Raw genomic sequence first — 17,245 nt, forward strand, 5'->3', positions numbered from 1 at the left:
AAACCTGACTTACTTTAGTGTGAGACTCTTGATACTTTTGCTACCTGATCCGAGGATCAGCTCGCTTCCATCAAGCGCCCACACTTATCGGCTGTTAATTTTTAAAGAGCAATCTGCGAGGAACTTCGTGTTTCCCGGCAGCGCCGCGTTTTCAGCAGCAGAGAAGCGAGATTATGAACCGTGTTTCGCAGCTCGTCAACAACTTTTTACACTACATCGTTGCGACTGCGGGGCTCAACTTCCAGGCCAGCCGCGCGCCCGACACTGCAGCACACCACCAGCTTTGCTTCCCCTTCCGCGCTGCGTTTCCGTTAGCGCGAAAGAGGCGTGATTCTAAGCACCCTCTTCGAACTGCGCAAGGGGTTTCTCAAAAAATATAAGACCCCGCACGCTGTCGCGTGCGGGGTCTTATATAGAAGCAACTCAACCGGTCAGCCTGCGCGCACCTGGCGCGCGACGATTGCCATATAGTGATCGAGATCAGGCGTCACCTTGCCTTCTTCCTTTGCCGTATCGTCCCAGCGGCGCAGACGCAGCGCATCCTCCGCGAACGGGCGCAGCAGGAACGCCGCCGTCTCCTCTTCACTGAAGATGCCGCCCTGCAGCGCGAGACTGCGCACCGAGTCCGGCGACAGGCTCTCGAAGTAGCCGGCGTCCGTGCGGCACAGGCAGCGCTTTGCGTCGACGTGCAGCCGGATCGGCTCCAGCACCGCGTCGGAAAACAGCGGACGCAGGAACGGCAGCACGTAATACTGGTGCAGATCGTCGATCCCGCGCGCACTCGGCGTCTCGCCCTGACGATTCAGCAAATGCCCGAGATCATGCAGGAACGCCGCCGCGACCAGCGGCTCATCAGCCCCCGCCTCTTCCGCCAGCAATCCGCTCTGCAATGCATGCTCGAGCTGCGTGACCGGTTCACCGCTATAGGCCACATGGCCATGCTCGCGATACAGCCCGTGGACATCTTCCACCGTCAATGCCATTCATTCACTCCCAAGGCAGCGAAAACGTCTTCAGGTTCGTGAAACTCTTCATCGCCTCCTGAACGCCTTCCTTGTATCCGAGCCCCGAGTCCTTGATCCCGCCGAACGGCGACAGCTCGATCCTGTATCCGGGCACTTCCCATACATTCACCGTGCCGACGTTCAGCTCGTTCACGAACCGCACCACCGCCGCCGTGCTGTCCGTACAGATACCCGACGACAGCCCGAACGCCGTCCCGTTGCTGATCCGGATCGCGTCGTCGATCGTGTCAAACGCAATCACCGGCGATACCGGGCCGAAGGTCTCCTCGCGCACGATCGTCATCGACGGATCGACGTTGTCGAGCACGGTCGGCGCATACAGCGCGCCGCGCCGCACGTTGCCCGTCAACAGCCGCGCGCCCTGCGCGACCGCCTCCCCGACCCGCGCCTCGAACAGCCGCGCCGCTTGCTCGTCGATCACCGTGCCCATTTCGTTCGCGGGATCGAACGGATCGCCGTACTTCCATGCGCGCGTCTTCTCGACGAGCAATTCGGTGAAGGCGGGCGCGATCGAGCGCTGCACCAGCAGCCGCTTGACGGCCGTGCAACGCTGGCCCGAATTCCGATACGACCCGAGCACCGCCAGCGACGCCGCGCGTTCGAGATCGGCATCGTCGAGGACGATCAGCGGATCGTTGCCGCCCAGTTCCAGCACGATGCGGCGGTAGCCGGCCCGCGCGGCAATCGCCTTGCCGATCGCCACGCCGCCCGTGAAGGTGATCAGCGACGCATGCGGGTGCGTGACAAGCTCGTCCGCGATCTCGCGCGGATCGCCGGTCAGCACCTGCAGCATCGGCTCCGGCAGACCGGCTTCAACCAGCAGGTCGGCCAGATAGAGCGCCGACAGCGGCACCTTCTCCGACGGCTTCACGATCACGCGGTTGTTGGTCGCGATCGCCGGCGCGATCTTGTGCGCCACCTGGTTCATCGGATGATTGAACGGCGTGATCGCGACGATCACACCGTCGAGCGGCTGCCGCTGCGAAAACACGCGGCGCGCCTTGCCATGGGGCGTCAGGTCGCACGAGAAACTCTGCGCGTCGTCGCGCAGCGCCTCGACCGCCGCGAACTTCAACACGTCGGCCACGCGGCCGATCTCGTAGCGGGAGTCCTGTTTCGACAGCCCTGACTCGAGCGTGATCAGGTCGGACGCTTCCTCGGTACGCTCGCGCAGCAGCGCAGCCGCGCGTTCGAGGATCTCCGAACGCGCGTAACGCGTGAGCGTCGGCCGGTACGCCATCGCGTAGTCGAATGCCGCGCGCACATCGTCGACGCTCGCGAGCGGCACCGTACCGACGCGCGTGCCCGTGTAAGGGTCCATGACGTCGAGCGTGCGTTCGCGCGTCGCGCGCGTGCCGCACCAGCGCAGCGCCTCCGCGCGAAACGCCGGGTGATCGTGGCGGGGGTGAGCCATCATGTCGCGACCCGGTTCAGCACGAAATCGAACACGTCGAAATTGCGCGGGCGACGCGCAGGATCGACCGGCTCGATACGGCGATTGAACAGCAGCGGTACTTCCTGCTCCGACACGCCGCCATGCGAACGCAGCGGCACCGTGAGGCCCGACAGATCGTGTTCGCGCTCGCGCGTGCCGAGCGTCATGTCGCGGCGGCCGATCACGACGAGATCGCCGATCCGGTCGGCCGGCAGCTCGAAACGTGCCGCGGCTTCCGCGTTGTCGAGCACGAGCTCGACGCCGTCGAGGCCGCCGACGCGCCACATCGCCTCGGCCCGGTCGACGCCCGGCGCCAGATAGACCGTGGCAAACGAGCCGAGCGCGCCGTGGTGCACGACATAAGGATCCGTGATCGGCAGGATCACGCGCGCAGCCTGCGCGCCGTACCACCCGTCGAAGGCATCCTGCAGATAGATGACGTTCGGCCGGCCCGTCGCAGGATCGTGCTTCGCGTTCATCCCGTGGTCGGCCGTCAGCCCGATCGCCCAGCCGAGCGCGTCGAGCTGCGCGAGATAACCGTCCATCATCGCGTAGAACGCGTTCGCGCCGGCACTGCCCGGCGCGCACTTGTGCTGCACGTAATCGGTGGTCGACAGGTACATCAGGTCGACCTGGCGCGTCTGCGCAAGCCGCACGCCGGCCGCGAACACGAATTCGGACAGCGCCGCACTGTAGACGTCCGGCGACGGCAGGCCCACCCAGTCGAGCACGTCGACGATCCCGTTTTCGGCGAGATTCGCCTGCGCGGCCTTCTCGGCCGAAAAGCAGATGCCGTTCATCTGCCAGCCGAGCAGCCGGCGCAGCTTGTCCTTCGCCGTCACGACGGCCACCCGCGCACCGGCGTCGGACGCCGCCGCGAGCAGCGTGCCGGCCCGCAGATAGGCCGGGTCGTTCATCATGACTTCGGCGCCACGCCCGCCGTCGGCGGCCGGGTCCCAGAAATAGTTGCCGCAGATTCCGTGGACCGACGGCGGCACGCCGCAGACGATCGACAGGTTGTTCGGGTTGGTGAAGGTCGGCACGACGCAATCGGCGCGCCAGGCCGTGCCTTCCGCGATCATCCGGCCGATGAACGGCGCGACACCCGCTTCCACCGCCCGTTCGAGATAGTCGTACTCGCAGCCGTCGACGCAGACGACGACGGTCGGCTCGACCGGCAGCCGGTAGTGCCGGCCGTTGACGTCGACCGAGCGACCCGCAAGCTCCGTCGAGATGCCGGCCGCCGACGCGTCACCAGGTTGGCGCAATGCAAACGCGGCGTTCATGATGCCACCCGCTTGCCGCGCGGCACGCGCGCGGCGATCAGCAGCAGCGCCGCGAGCGACGCGCCCAGCATCAGCAGCGACAGCGCCGACGCCGGAAGGTAATACCCCCGCTCCACCTGGCCGATCACGACGATCGGCACGGTCGCGAAGCCGGGCGGATAAACCGTCAGCGTCGCACCGAGCTCGCCGAGCGACAGCGCGAAGCCGAGTGCGAGGCTCGCGCGCAGCGCCGGCACCAGCTGCGGCAGCAGCACGCGGCGCAGCACCATCGCGGGCGGCGCGCCGAGGCTCGCCGCCGCTTCGCGCAGCACGGTCAGCTCCGGACGCAGCGCCGCGGCCGCGCAGCGATAGCAGAACGGCAAGATCAGCGCGAGCTGCACGAGCACGACGATAGCCGCCGAGCTCGACAGGTCGACCGGCTTCTGGTGATACGCGATCAGCACCGCGAGCCCGAGCACGACGCTCGGCACGCCGTTCGGCACCATCACGAGGGCATCGACCACCGCGCCGAGGCCGCGCCGGTCGCGCCCTTCAAGCGCCAGCGCGAGCCACAGTCCGAGGACCGTGCCGACCGCCGACACGCCGAAGCCGATTTCGAGGCTCGTCAGCAGCGCGTCGTATTCCGGCGACCCGAGCCGCTCGAACCAGCGCAGGCTGTAACCGGCCGGCAAGATCGTGCCCGACCACTGCGTCGACACGCTCGACAGCGCGACGACGATGACCGGCAACACGAACAACCAGAAGCACGCGAACGCGGCCAGCGCGAGCGCCGCGCGCGATGCATGCTTGAGCACCGTGTCGCCCCAGCCGATCTGGCGGCGCGGCACGGCTTGCCCGATACGGAATTCAGCGGACATCGTTCCCTCCCGTCGCGCGCCGGTTCACCCGGCGATAAACCGCATACAGCGCCAGCGACAACGCGAGCATCACCACCGCGCCGGCCGACGCGGTCGGCAGGTCGAGGTCGACGGTCGCGCTGCTGTAGATCGCGACCGGCAGCGTGACGAGCCGCGCGCTGCCGAGCACGAGCAGAATCCCGAATTCGTTCAGCGTCAGCAGGAAGCACAGCACGGTGCCGGCGGCGATGCCCGGCCACGCGATCGGCAGCACGACGCGGCGGGCGAGCATCCAGCCGGAAGCGCCGAGGCTGCGCGCGGCTTCGATCAGCCGCAAATCGAGCGTCGCGAACGATGCGAGCGTCGGCCGCACGACGAACGGCGTATAGAACACGGTCTGCGCGAGAATCACGCCGCCGATGCCGAACAGGAAATCGAGCGGCGCATTTTCGAGATGAAACAGGTGCTGCAGCGCGATGCTGATCGAGCCTTGCGAGCCGTACAGGAAGATCAGCGTGAACGCGACGAGGAACGACGGAAACGCGACGTACAGCTCCAGGAAGCGCGTGACGAGCGACGCGCCCGGAAACGGGTTGAAGAACAGCAGCGCGGCCAGCAGCACACCGAGTACCGACGCGGTGCCGGCGCTCGCGAACAGCACGCCGAGCGTGGTCAACAGCACGTTGCGGGTGTCGGGGTTACCGAAGAACGTCCGGTACGCGGCGAAACCCAGCCCGTGGTCGCCCGACACGCTCAGCAGCACGAGCCGCACCAGCGGGTAGACGACGAGCGGGCCCAGCACGACGATCGCGAGCGCGGCGAGGTGCAGGTCGCCCATGCGCTTGCGGCGCCGCGCGGCGGCGGCGTGCGCGGCGGCCGACGCGAGCACGTGCGGCGGCAGGCCGGCTTCAGGGCTCGATAAGGACGACATCGTCTGCCTCGCAATGCAGGGAAACGCGCGCACCGCGCTCGGGAGCCGCACCGCGGCCGCGTTGCATCGTGACGCGCACGGGCTCGTCGGGCGCCGCATCGATCGTGACCGCGATCGACAGGTCCGCGCCCTGCCATTCGACAGACGACACCGTGCCGTGCAGCCCGCCCGCGGCGGGCGGCATCACGGTCAGGCGCTCGGGGCGCACGCACGCCACCTTGCCACGCACTTCATGGCGGGGATCGCCGAGCGGAAAGATCACATGCGGCGGCAGCAGGTTCGCCGGGCCGAGATAACGCGCGACGTAGCCGTCCTGCGGCGCGTCGTACAGCTGCTGCGGCGTGCCGAGCTGCGCGATGTGGCCGTCGCGCATCAGCAGCGCGCGGTCGGACAGCACGAGCGCGTCGTCGCGGTCGTGGGTCACGCAGACGACGGTCAGGTTCGGCAGGCGCTCGTGCAGCGCCTTCAGTTCGCTGCGCACCGAGGCGCGCAGGTTGGCGTCGAGCGCCGACAGCGGCTCGTCGAGCAGCAGCACGTCCGGCTCGATCACGAGCGCGCGCGCCAGCGCGACGCGCTGCTGCATTCCGCCCGACAACTGCGCGGGCAGGTGGTGGCCCGCATCGCCGAGCTGCACGAGCTTCAGCGCATCGGCGACACGGCGCGTCACTTCCGACGACGCCATGCCGCGCGCGCGCAGCCCGAAGGCGACGTTCTCGAACACCGACAGGTGCGGGAACAGCGCGTAATTCTGGAACAGCAGACCGAGATTGCGCTTGTGCGGCGGCGCGTAGGTCAGGTCGCGTCCGGCAACGGTCAGCGTGCCGGTCAGGCCGTCGGCCTTCACGAACCCGGCGATGAAGCGCAGCAGCGTGGTCTTGCCGCAGCCGCTCTTGCCGAGCACGGTCAGAAATTCACCGGCACCGATCGACAGCGACAGATCTTCCAGCACCGTGCGCGCGCCGTAGCGCACGCTCAGGTGTTCGACCTGCACGCCGCCCGGCGCGCCGGACCGCAGCATTGCTCGCGGTTCGGCGGCGCCGAATGCGCCGGGATGGGTCAGGGTGGTTTCCACCGGGTTCATCCTCTTGCTCACGAATACAGGCGGCGGGCGCCGATCACTTCGGCTTGACGACGTCGAGCTGCTTGCCCGAGCTGCCGATCACGTCCTTCTTCCAGCGCTCGATCCACACCGGCTTCTTCGCCATCACCTGGGTCCAGTCGACCGGGATCAGCTTCACGCCCGCGATCGCCTTCTTGACCGCTTCGCCGTTCTTGCCGGCCAGCGGCACGTCCGTGCGGCCCGGGATGCCGTACATGTCCGGCACCTTCGACTGCACTTCCGTCGACATCAGGTAGTCGATCAGCTTCTTGCCGGCGTCCTGGTTCGGGCCGCTCTTGATCAGGCCGATGCCGTACGGGAGCTGGAACGTGGTCGGCTGGTCGCCGTCCTTCGCGGCCAGGAAGATCGGCTTGACGGACAGCGCGCCGTGTTCGGCATCGTCGAGGTCCATCTGCAGGTCGCCGTTCGCGACGCTGATCTCGTTACGCGACAGCAGCACGTTCAGGTAGCCCGTGCCCTTCGTGTGGAACTTCACGCTCTGCGACAGTTTCGCGAGGTAGTCGAACGCCTTGTCCTCGCCCATCAGCGACGTCGTCAGGATCAGCACGGCCATCCCGTCGCCGGCCGTGGCCGGGTTCGAGTACGCGACCTTGCCGGCATAGCTCGGCGACAGCAGGTCGGCGAACGTCTTCGGCTGGCTCTTCACGACGTCCGGGTTGATCGCGAACGAGAAGTAGTTGTTCACGAACGTCGCCCACGTGCCGTCTTCCGCCTTCGCGATCGTCGGCACGTTCTTGTAGTTCACGCTCTGGTACGCCTGCAGCAGGCCCATCTGGCCGGCTTGCTGAATGAAAGGCGGCAGCGTGACGATCACGTCGGCCTTCGGGGAATTCTTCTCGATGTTCGCGCGGTTGACGACTTCGCCGCTGCCCGCCGTCACGATGTTGACCTTGACGCCTTCCTTCTTCTCGAACGCCGGCAGCACATCGCGATAGAGGTTCTCGAGACCGTCTGCCGTGTACAGCACGACCGCGCTCGCCGCATGCACGGGCAACGCGGCGCCCATCAGACCGGCGACGGCGGCGGCCAGTGCAAGCTTGCGGAACGCGCCGGCAGCGGCGCGCGAGGAATTCTGCAGTGTCATCTCACTTCTCCGTAGGCGGAACACCAAATGGCCGGGGCACGATCCGGCTCTCCTGTTATCTCCGGGCAAGGCCGATCAACGGCCTGCCTCGCCGCCGCGCCGAGGTCAGGTTTCTCGCGGCAAGCGAAGGATCACAGCGTTCGATGACAAACCCGTGACGAATGCCACAATTTCCAAAAAATGACACATTTTGCCAATATCATGCAAGTCCATTCAGAAATGCCGCCCGGCGTTTCTTTCCGACCTTTGCAAGGAAAAACCATGTCCGATCCGATTCTTCTTACGCCCGGCCCGCTCACCACGTCCGCCACAACCCGCCACGCAATGCAACATGACTGGGGCTCGTGGGATGCCGCGTTCAATCAACTGACGGCCAGCGTCTGCGCGGACCTCGTCGCCATTGCGCATGGCGGCGACGAGTACGTGTGCGTACCGATGCAGGGCAGCGGCACGTTCTCGGTCGAAGCCGCGCTCGGTACGCTGGTGCCGCGCGACGGCGTCGTGCTGGTGCCCGACAACGGCGCGTATTGCGCGCGCATCCTGAAGATCCTCGGCCGGCTCGGTATCGAAGCGATCGCTTTGCCGTTCGGCGAGGATGCGGCCGTCGATCCGGCCGCGATCGAAGCCGCGTTCGCGCGCGAGCCGCGCATCACGCACGTCGCGCAGGTACATCTGGAAACGAGCGCCGGCATCCTGAACCCGCTCGACGACATCGCCGCCGTGTGCCGACGCCACGGCAAGCGGCTGATCGTCGACGCGATGAGCTCGTTCGGCGCGCTGCCGATCGCGCTGGCAGGCAGCGGCATCGATGCGCTGATCTCGGCAAGCGGCAAATGTCTCGAAGGCGTGCCGGGGATGGGGTTCGCGATCGTGCGGCGCGATGCGCTCGAGGCCGGCGAAGGCAATTCGCCGTCGCTGGCGCTCGATCTCCACGATCAGTACGCATACCTGCGCAAGACAGGCCAGTGGCGCTTCACGCCGCCGACGCACGTGATCGCCGCGCTGCGCGCCGCGCTCGACCAGTATCTCGCCGAAGGCGGCCAGCCGGCGCGCGGTGCGCGCTACGCGGACAACTGCCGGGCGCTGGTCGAATCGATGCGCGCGCTCGGCTTCGCGCCGTTCCTCGATGCGAACGTGCAGGCGCCGGTGATCGTCACGTTCCACGCGCCCGACCACCCGGCCTACGATTTCCGCCGCTTCTACGACGCCGTGCGCGATGCCGGCTTCATCCTGTACCCGGGCAAGCTCACGCAGCTCGAGACGTTCCGCGTCGGCTGCATCGGTGCGATCGACGCCAACGATATCCGGCGCGCGGTCGCGGCGATCGCGCAGGCGGTCGAATCGCTCGGTATCGCGGTGCAGCACGCATAAGGGTGCGCGCAGCGCGTCGCGCCGACAAAAAAGCCCGGCGGCCTACCGGCCGCCGGGCGAACGCACAGGATGCGCGTGGAGGCGATGCTTACAGTTCGATCCGCTTGATGTCGCCGACGACGAAGATGTAAGACAGCGCACCGATCAGCGCGATCACGCCGATGAACACGAGCGCGCCGACGAACGAGCCGGTCGATGCGACGATGAAGCCGACGACGAGCGGCGTGATGATGCCGGCCAGGTTCGCCGCGAAGTTGAAGATGCCGCCGGTCACGCCGAGCAGGCCGTCCGGCGCGATGTCGGACACGAGCGTCCAGCCGAGCGCGGCCATCCCCTGCGCGAAGAATGCGACCGACATGATCGCGATCACGGCTTCGTTGCTCTGCACGTAGTTCGCGAGAATGATCGTCGACGCGAGCAGCAGGCCCGCGATGATCGGCAGCTTGCGCGCGAGGTTCGCGGACTTGCCGCGGCGCAGCAGCCAGTCGGAGAAGATCCCGCCGAACATCACGCCGACCGACGCGGCGATGAACGGCATCACCGCGAAGAAGCCGATCTTCAGCCAGCCCATGTGGCGCTCGGTGGCGAGGTAGGTCGGGAACCAGGTCAGGAAGAACACCAGCGTCGAGTTGCCGGCGAACTGGCCGAGACAGATACCCGCGAGCTGACGCTTCTTCAGCAGCTTGCCGGCCATCGCCCAGCTGAACTTCTTCTGCGCGCCCTTGGCGCCTTTGTCGCCGTCCTTGCGTGCACTGTGCACGAGACCGCCGCCCGCCTCGATATACGCAAGCTCCTCGGAGTTGGCGCCCGGATGGTTGCGCGGCTCATGATAGAACTTCCACCAGACCAGGCCGAACGCGATGCCGATCGCGCCGACGACCCAGAACAGCGAGCGCCAGCCGAACGCGCCCATCAGCGCGAACAGCACCGGGCTGAAGAACGCGAGGCCGATGTACTCGCCGACCGTATACGTACCGGTCGCCATCGCGCGCTCGTTCTGCGGGAACCACGTCGCCACGACCCGGCTGTTGGTCGGGAAGCACGGCGCCTCCGTCACGCCGAGCCCGAGCCGGCATGCGAGCAGCGTCGCGATGCCCGGCACGAAGCCCTGCAGGAACGTGCAAAGCGACCACAGCGTCATCGACCAGTAATAGGTGATCTTGCTGCCGAAGCGGTCGAGGAACAGGCCGCCGGGCACCTGCATCGCGACGTACGTCCACGAAAACGCGGAGAACATGATGCCCATCACGGCCGCATTGATGCCGAGCTCCTTGGTGAGCTGCGGTGCAGCCACCCCCAGCACGGTGCGGTCGAGATAGTTGATCATCGTGCCGATCGCGAGCAGCGCGAGAATCTTGTAGCGCGCCGAGGTGCGCCGGACCGTGCCGGCCGCCGCGGGCGCGGCGTTCGAGTGGGTGGTGTGCTGCATGATTGTCTCCTGATCTCTTTTTTCAGCTAGTCGGTAGAAGGGTCAGCGTGCGACCAGCGACTGAAAGTGTTCGAACATCCGTTCGTCGTCCGGCGTTCGTCCGGTGAAGATCTCGAACGCATCGACGGCCTGGTACACGGCCATCCCGCCTCCCGGCAGCGTCGCGCAGCCGGCCGCGCGCGCGGCGCGGACCAGTTCGGTTTCGAGCGGGAAATACACGATGTCGGCCACCCACATGCCCGCGTGGAGCAGCTCGGCCGGCAGCGGCAGGCCCGGATGCTTGGCCATGCCTGTCGGCGTTGCGTGGATCAGGCCCGTCGCGGTGCGCATCGCGTCCGCGAGATCACCGCCCTGCACAACCCGTGCCGCGGGGAAGCGTTGCTGCAGTTCAGCCGCGAGGGCGGCGGCTCGCGTGCCGTCGACATCGAAAATCGTCAGTTCGGCCGCGCCCATCTGCAGCGCGGCGTGCGCCACGGCCGCGCCCGCGCCGCCCGCGCCAAGCTGGACGACGCGTTCGAGCGACGCGTCGGGCAACCCGCGGCGGAACGATTTCGCGAAGCCCGACCAGTCGGTGTTGTGGCCGATCCGCTTGCCGTCCTTGAACAACACGGTGTTCACCGCGCCGAGCGCACGCGCATCGTCCGACAGCGCGTCGAGGTGCTCGATCACGCGCTGCTTGCACGGGTGCGTGATGTTCAGGCCGTTGTAGCCCATCCGCTGCGCGGCATCGAGCAGTTGCGGCAGTGCGTCGACGGTCACGCCGAGCACGTCGAGGTCGATCCGCCGGTAGACATAGCCGAACCCCTGGCGGAAACCTTCTTCCTCGTGCATCGCGGGCGACAGCGAACCGCCGATGCCCTGGCCGATCAGGCCGATCAGAAACGACGGGCGGCTCATCGCGCGGCTCCCTGCGCGAACAGCGTCGCCAGACGCTGCAGCGCGAACACGTAGCCTTCGGTGCCGCAGCCGCAGATCACGGCTTCGGCAACCGCCGACACATAGGAATGGTGACGGAACGCCTCGCGACGATGCACGTTCGAGATATGAACTTCGATCACCGGCTTCGCGATCGCGGAAAGCGCGTCGGCCAGCGCCACCGACGTATGCGTATAGGCAGCCGGGTTGATCACGATGCCGTGCGTATCGTGACGCGCGGCGTGCAGCCAGTCGATCAGCTGATGCTCGGCGTTCGACTGGCGGAAGTCGATTTCCAGCCCGAGCGCTTCAGCGGCCGTACGGCAGCGCTGCTCGACGTCGGCGAGCGTTTCCGCGCCGTAGATATGGGGCTCGCGCGTCCCCAGCAGATTCAGGTTCGGGCCGTTCAGCACCAGCACCTTGGGCTTGCTCATGGTGTTTCTGCTCCTAAAACGGGGGCGCATCGCTAGCCGACGTCGCCCCCTGACGTCAAGATTTGGCGCTAGTGTGCGCTTGCGAAAGCGCAATGTCTTTTCGGGTTTTCGCTAATTTGTACCACCTAGTTAGTTTGTACAATACGCATCACTAACCCAGTAAATTCGGGATATGGCGTTCGTCGTTAATTCAACGACTGGTTCATTCAGGGTCGATTCGATCGGCGCCGTGCCCCGCTCATCCGCAGGATTCGCCCATGAAGCGCTCGATCGCCACCGTGTCACTGTCCGGCACGCTCGCCGGGAAGCTCGCCGCCATCAAGGCCGCCGGCTTCGACAGCGTCGAAATCTTCGAAAACGACCTCGTCTACTTCGACGGATCGCCGGCCGACGTCCGGCGCATGGCCGCCGATCTCGGCCTCGACATCGTGCTGTTCCAGCCGTTTCGTGACTTCGAGGGCGTGAGCGCAGCCCAGCTCACCCGCAACCTCGATCGCATCAAGCGCAAGTTCGACGTCATGCATGCGCTCGGCACCGACCGCATCCTGGTGTGCAGCAACGTGTCGGCCGACACGAGCGCCGACGACGGGCTGCTCGTCGACCAGCTCGGCGCGCTCGCGGAAGCCGCGCGGCAAGCCGGCGTGGTCGCCGCGTACGAAGCGCTCGCGTGGGGCCGAGTCGTGAAGCGGTACGGCCATGCGTGGAAACTCGTGAATGCCGTGAACAGCCCGCACCTCGGCCTTGCGCTCGACAGCTTCCATACGCTGTCGCTCGACGATTCTCCGGACGCGATCGCCGACATCCCCGGCGACCGGATCGCGTTCGTGCAGATCGCCGATGCGCCGAAGCTCGCGATGGACGTACTCGAATGGAGCCGCCATTTCCGCTCGTTCCCGGGGCAGGGCGACTTCGACCTCGCGCGCTTCACCGCGCGCGTGATCGAATCGGGCTACACGGGGCCGCTGTCGCTCGAGATCTTCAACGACGGCTTCCGCGCGGCGCCGACCGCGATCACGGCCGCCGACGGCCATCGCTCGCTGCTCTACCTGGAAGAACTGACACGCGAGCAGCTCGCGCGGGACGGCCGCGCGCCGGCCGCCAGCCAGCCGCTGTTCGCGCCGCCGGCGCCGCCCGCGCATGTCGGGTTCCAGTTCATCGAATTCGCGGTCGACGCACAGGCCGCGGCAACCGTCGGCGAATGGCTCGGCCGGATGCGCTTCCGGCTCGCGGGCCGGCATCGGTCGAAGGACGTGACGCTGTTCCAGCACGGCGCCGCGTCGATCGTGCTGAACGCGGAACGCGACTCGTTCGCCGATGCGTTCTTCCAGCAGCACGGGCTGTCGCTGTGTGCTTCGGCATTCCGCGTCGACGACGCGAAAGTGGCGTTCGAGCGTGCGGCCGGTTTCGGCTATGCGCCGTTCTCCGGCCGCGTCGGGCCGAACGAACGCGTGCTGCCGAGCGTGCAGGCGCCGGACGGCAGCCTCGAGTATTTCGTCGACGAAGCGCCGAACGCGCCGACGCTGTATGAATCGGACTTCGTGCTGACCGACATCGACGGCCCGAGCGAGGTCGGCCCGCTGACGGGTATCGATCACGTGTGCCTGGCACTGCCGGCCGACGCGCTCGATACGTGGATCCTGTTCTTCAAGACGGCATTCGGCTTCGAGGCCGAACGCAGCTGGCTCGTGCCCGACCCGTACGGGCTGATGCGCAGCCGCGCCGTGCGCAGCGCCGACGGTTCGGTGCGGATCGCGCTGAACGCGTCGGTCGACCGGCACACGGCGGTCGCCGAATCGCTCGACCGCTACCACGGCACGGGGCTGAACCACGTCGCGTTCCGCACGGACGACATCGTGAAGACGATCGCCGCGTTCGCGGCGGACGGCATTCCGTTCCTGCGCATTCCGCCGAACTACTACGACGATCTCGCCGCACGCTACGCGCTGCCGGACGAGTTGATCGACACGCTGAGCACGCATCACCTGCTGTACGACCGCGACGAGCACGGCGGCGAATTCCTGCACGCGTATACAGAACTGGTCGACAACCGCTTCTCGCTCGAGATCGTCGAGCGGCGCGGCGGATACGACGGCTACGGGGCGGCAAACGCAGCCGTGCGCCTGGCCGCGCAGGCGCAGCACAGGAAATAAGAGAAAGAGACGAACCTGGATTTCGGGGCCGAATCACATTCGCTGCCCCGCAGCTGACTCAAAGGGCCGCATCCCGCGCGCACCATCGCGGTGAATCGCGCGGCAGCGCACCCGCCCGCGCGGCTTGCCGCGATCGGGCCGGGAACCGCGCCCGTCTCACGTTACATCCCGTAACCCGTACCGCAGCGCAGCATCCGGTCCGCGGCCGCAGTTTTAAGAATCGCTTAAGTCTTCGACGGCACCATCCGCAACCAGTACCCGATAGTTATCTCGAAAAGGAGGAAAGCGATGAGCGCCGTAGAAGCACCCGCGGGCCGCCCGGCCGCGCCCCCTGCAAAGAAGACGATGCTGCGCCGCCTGCTCAGTCATCATGAAATCGCGACGCTGCTCGTGCTGCTGCACGCACCGATCGGCGCGAACGCCAAACCCGAACTGCCTGCGCTGCAGGAAGCCGGCCTCGTCGAGATGGTCAAGCTCGACGCCGATACGGCCCCCAGCTTCCGGCTGACCGAAAACGGCACCGCCGTCCTGAAAGGGCTCGGCTACCGCTGAGCCGCGGTTTTCACCGCTTCACCGTTTCCCCGTATCGCCCCGATCCCTGCGACTCGCCGACCCGTTCGACGTGTCGCGTCACCCCGCCCGCTCCTGCAGCATCAACCGGTATTCCGTCGGCGTCACGCCGACCGTCGCCTTGAACTGGCGCGTGAACGCGCTGTGATCCGTATAGCCGCATAGCGCCGCGACGTCGGTCACCTTGTCGTGCGTGACCAGCAGCGCGGTGGCCGCATCCAGCCGCGTCTTCAGCAGCACCTGGCGCGGCGTCAGGTGGAACACCTTGTGGAAGTAGCGCTCGAGCTGCGCGACCGACATCCCGGCCATCTGCGCGAGCTGCTTCAGGTTCAGCGGCTGTACGTAGTGATCCTGGATGTGCTGGACCACGTCGGCGAGCCGGCTGTACGCCGGGTGCGATCCCTCGTGCGCCTTCAGGTCGCGCGAGATGCCCGCGAGGCCGACCACCCTGCCTGCGGCATCGCGCAGCGGCTCCTTGCAGGTCAGGCACCAGCCCGGCTGGCGGCCCGGATACAGGTGCAGCTCGAGCTGGTCCATCAGTTGCTGGCCCGCGTTGATCGTCGCCATGTCCTGCTCGAAATAGCTGCGGCCGAAGCGGCGCGGAAACACTTCGTCGGCCGTCTTGCCGAGCAGGTCACGCTTGTCCTTGTAGCCGCAGCGCATCGCCAGCGTGCGGTTGACGAGCGCGTAGCGGCCGTTCGCGTCCTTCACGAAGAATGCGACGTCCGGCAGCGCATCGAACACCGGTTCGAGCAGGCGGAAGTGCGCGAGCATCGCGCCGAGATCGGCGTTGTCGGGCTGGTAGCGCAACGTATCGGACAGGCTCATGGGCGGTACGGCTGGCAAGGTCGTCATCCCGGCAACCGCAATGCGAGTGGCAGATGGCGTCGATTATAGAAGCGCCCCTCCGATCGCGTCGCGCCGATCGCAAGGGCGGGCAAGCTGGCGGCAGCCGTCACGTCGCGCCGTCGGCCGACCGGCTTCGACACGCAACATACGTTGCATGCACAACCACTGCGCCGCGCATGCGGCGGCCGGCCGCAAATCCGCATGCGCCGATGCCGACCTGCCACGAGCGCACAGGCTCACCGGCGCACCGGCACCGCGTGCTCGAACTCGCCAGCATAAAAATGCAACCGTACAGCGTCTTGGCGCGTTTGCGCATTCGGCATGACGATTTCGGCATATATCAGGGTTATCGACGATATGCCGATATCGTCGCCGGCCGCGCACCGAACGCGCAAGACGCACGCATTTTCGCTGTCTAGACTTCGCTTCACGGTCACGAGACGATCTTCCGCCGCGGCAGCGACCGGCGTGCAGGGCCTGCGGCATCGGCCACCACACGCGCCGATTCCGGCACAGCCCGGGCAGCACGCGGCAAGCACGCACGGCCCTCGCATCGGCCTGCCGACCGAACCGTCTCGCCCGGTTTACCGGTGCCGGCCCGCCAGCCGGCGGCGGCCCAACCACGCCATCAAGGGGAAGTGAAAGTGAAGCTGAAGGTATCGCACGTCGCGCTGGCCGCTGCCTGCGCACTGTCGGGCGCGCACGCCATTGCCGCCGACGTCGTCAAGATCGGTTTCGCCGCACCGCTGACCGGCCCGCAGTCGAACTACGGCACGGACATGCAGAAGGGCGTGCAGCTCGCGATCGCCGATTTCAACGCGACGCGTCCGACGATCGGCGGCAAGCCCGTCACGTTCCAGCTCGATTCGCAGGACGACCAGGCCGACCCGCGCACGGGCACGACCGTCGCTCAGCGGCTGATCGACGACAACGTCCGCGGGATCATCGGGCACTTCAACTCGGGCACGAGCATTCCCGCGTCCGACCTGTACGATCGCGCGGGGCTGCCGCAGATCTCGATGGCCACGTCGCCGCAATACACCGCGCGCGGCTACAAGACGACCTACCGGCTGCTGACGAGCGACGCGCAAGCGGGCCGCATCGTCGGCACGTACGCGGTGAAGACGCTGCGCTTCAAGCGCATCGCGATCATCGACGACCGCACGGCCTACGGCCAGGGCATCGCCGACGAATTCGCGAAAGCCGTCGAGGCGGCGGGCGGCACGATCATCAAGCGCGACTTCACGAACGACAAGGCGCTCGATTTCTCCGCGATCCTGACCAACCTCAAGGGGATGAACCCGGACGCGATCTTCTACGGCGGCGGCGACGCGCAATCGTCGCCGATGATCCGCAAGATGCGCCAGCTCGGGATGAAGTCGGCGTTCGTGACGGGCGAGATGTCGCGCTCGCCGACGTTCCTGAAGGTCGGCGGCGACGCGGCCGAAGGCGCGATCGTCTACATGGGCGGGCTGCCGAAGGAGAAGATGCCGGGCTTCGCCGGTTACGCGGCACGCTACAAGGCCCGCTTCAACGAAGACGTGATCACCTACTCGCCGTACTCGTACGACGGCACGATCGCGCTGCTCACCGCGATGAAGGACGCGAACTCGACCGACCCGAAGGTGTACACGCCGTATCTCGGCAAGGTGTCGGTCAAGGGCGTGTCGGCCCCGAGCATCGCGTACGACGCGAAGGGCGACCTGAAGGATGCGCCGGTGACGATCTACAAGGTCGAGCGCGGCACGTTCAAGCCGGTCGATACGATCGCCGGCAACTGATACGCAACCCGGCCCCGCGCGGCGCGTCG

At 66.8% G+C, this 17,245-nt stretch carries 15 protein-coding genes; 4 read left to right on the forward strand and 11 right to left on the reverse strand.

The genetic code is table 11. From position 1 onward, the window contains the following. Positions 1–431: 431 nt before the first annotated feature. From DPV74_RS29525 to phnS, 7 genes are read right to left on the reverse strand one after another with little or no spacing between them, the layout of a single operon-like run. Positions 432–983, reverse strand: a complete 552-nt coding sequence (locus DPV74_RS29525) for a phosphonate degradation HD-domain oxygenase (protein WP_119338466.1) — start codon at positions 981–983, stop codon at positions 432–434. A 4-nt stretch (positions 984–987) separates the two neighbouring features. Continuing rightward, positions 988–2,442 carry a phosphonoacetaldehyde dehydrogenase gene (gene phnY, locus DPV74_RS29530; protein WP_119338467.1) on the reverse strand — a complete coding sequence of 485 codons (1,455 nt, stop codon included), beginning with the start codon at positions 2,440–2,442 and terminating at the stop codon, positions 988–990. Then, entirely contained in the window at positions 2,439–3,746 is a 1,308-nt protein-coding gene (gene phnA / locus DPV74_RS29535) for a phosphonoacetate hydrolase (protein WP_059684194.1), read from the reverse strand. The genes phnY and phnA overlap by 4 nt, the downstream gene beginning before the upstream one ends. Further along, a complete protein-coding gene (gene phnV / locus DPV74_RS29540) occupies positions 3,743–4,603 on the reverse strand; it encodes a 2-aminoethylphosphonate ABC transport system, membrane component PhnV (protein WP_059695334.1) in 861 nt (286 codons plus the stop codon). The genes phnA and phnV overlap by 4 nt, the downstream gene beginning before the upstream one ends. Then, positions 4,593–5,513, reverse strand: coding sequence for a 2-aminoethylphosphonate ABC transporter permease subunit (gene phnU / locus DPV74_RS29545; RefSeq protein ID WP_119338468.1), 921 nt, complete (start codon positions 5,511–5,513; stop codon positions 4,593–4,595). The genes phnV and phnU overlap by 11 nt, the downstream gene beginning before the upstream one ends. Then, positions 5,491–6,594, reverse strand: a complete 1,104-nt coding sequence (gene phnT, locus DPV74_RS29550; protein WP_119338469.1) for a 2-aminoethylphosphonate ABC transport system ATP-binding subunit PhnT — start codon at positions 6,592–6,594, stop codon at positions 5,491–5,493. Before phnT ends, phnU begins: the two co-directional genes overlap by 23 nt. Before the next feature lie 34 nt (positions 6,595–6,628). Continuing rightward, on the reverse strand, positions 6,629–7,717 hold the full coding sequence (gene phnS / locus DPV74_RS29555) for a 2-aminoethylphosphonate ABC transporter substrate-binding protein (RefSeq protein WP_027790513.1): 1,089 nt from the start codon (positions 7,715–7,717) through the stop codon (positions 6,629–6,631). 261 nt (positions 7,718–7,978) lie between these two features. Between phnS and DPV74_RS29560 the strand changes: the two genes are divergently transcribed. Continuing rightward, positions 7,979–9,088: a 2-aminoethylphosphonate--pyruvate transaminase gene (locus DPV74_RS29560; RefSeq protein WP_060359302.1), complete on the forward strand. Its 1,110-nt coding sequence runs from the start codon at positions 7,979–7,981 to the stop codon at positions 9,086–9,088. A gap of 88 nt (positions 9,089–9,176) precedes the next feature. Here the strand turns inward: DPV74_RS29560 and DPV74_RS29565 are convergent, their stop codons facing one another. Genes DPV74_RS29565 through aroQ form a run of 3 tightly spaced genes read right to left on the reverse strand, consistent with a single transcriptional unit; the run spans position 9,177 to position 11,866 of the window. Further along, positions 9,177–10,517, reverse strand: coding sequence for an MFS transporter (locus DPV74_RS29565; protein ID WP_060315421.1), 1,341 nt, complete (start codon positions 10,515–10,517; stop codon positions 9,177–9,179). A gap of 42 nt (positions 10,518–10,559) precedes the next feature. Next, complete coding sequence (locus DPV74_RS29570; RefSeq protein ID WP_060173945.1) at positions 10,560–11,414, reverse strand: shikimate dehydrogenase; 855 nt, start codon at positions 11,412–11,414, stop codon at positions 10,560–10,562. Continuing rightward, complete coding sequence (aroQ, locus tag DPV74_RS29575; RefSeq protein WP_021159313.1) at positions 11,411–11,866, reverse strand: type II 3-dehydroquinate dehydratase; 456 nt, start codon at positions 11,864–11,866, stop codon at positions 11,411–11,413. Before aroQ ends, DPV74_RS29570 begins: the two co-directional genes overlap by 4 nt. 257 nt (positions 11,867–12,123) lie before the next feature. Here aroQ and DPV74_RS29580 point away from each other — a divergent pair, with 257 nt between their 5' ends. Both DPV74_RS29580 and DPV74_RS29585 read left to right on the forward strand, forming a co-directional pair. Beyond that, complete coding sequence (locus DPV74_RS29580) at positions 12,124–14,016, forward strand: bifunctional sugar phosphate isomerase/epimerase/4-hydroxyphenylpyruvate dioxygenase family protein (protein ID WP_119338470.1); 1,893 nt, start codon at positions 12,124–12,126, stop codon at positions 14,014–14,016. 288 nt (positions 14,017–14,304) lie between these two features. Then, positions 14,305–14,568: a hypothetical protein gene (locus tag DPV74_RS29585; protein WP_021159311.1), complete on the forward strand. Its 264-nt coding sequence runs from the start codon at positions 14,305–14,307 to the stop codon at positions 14,566–14,568. A gap of 78 nt (positions 14,569–14,646) precedes the next feature. On the opposite strand, the gene DPV74_RS29590 is transcribed toward DPV74_RS29585, so the two are convergent. Then, positions 14,647–15,441: an AraC family transcriptional regulator gene (locus tag DPV74_RS29590; protein WP_119338471.1), complete on the reverse strand. Its 795-nt coding sequence runs from the start codon at positions 15,439–15,441 to the stop codon at positions 14,647–14,649. A 638-nt stretch (positions 15,442–16,079) separates the two neighbouring features. On the opposite strand from DPV74_RS29590, the gene DPV74_RS29595 reads away from it, so the two are divergent. Then, positions 16,080–17,216 carry a branched-chain amino acid ABC transporter substrate-binding protein gene (locus tag DPV74_RS29595; protein ID WP_021159308.1) on the forward strand — a complete coding sequence of 379 codons (1,137 nt, stop codon included), beginning with the start codon at positions 16,080–16,082 and terminating at the stop codon, positions 17,214–17,216. Positions 17,217–17,245 lie beyond the last annotated feature (29 nt).

It is taken from the genome of Burkholderia sp. HAN2018 (assembly GCF_024704855.1).
Lineage (GTDB): Bacteria > Pseudomonadota > Gammaproteobacteria > Burkholderiales > Burkholderiaceae > Burkholderia > Burkholderia cepacia.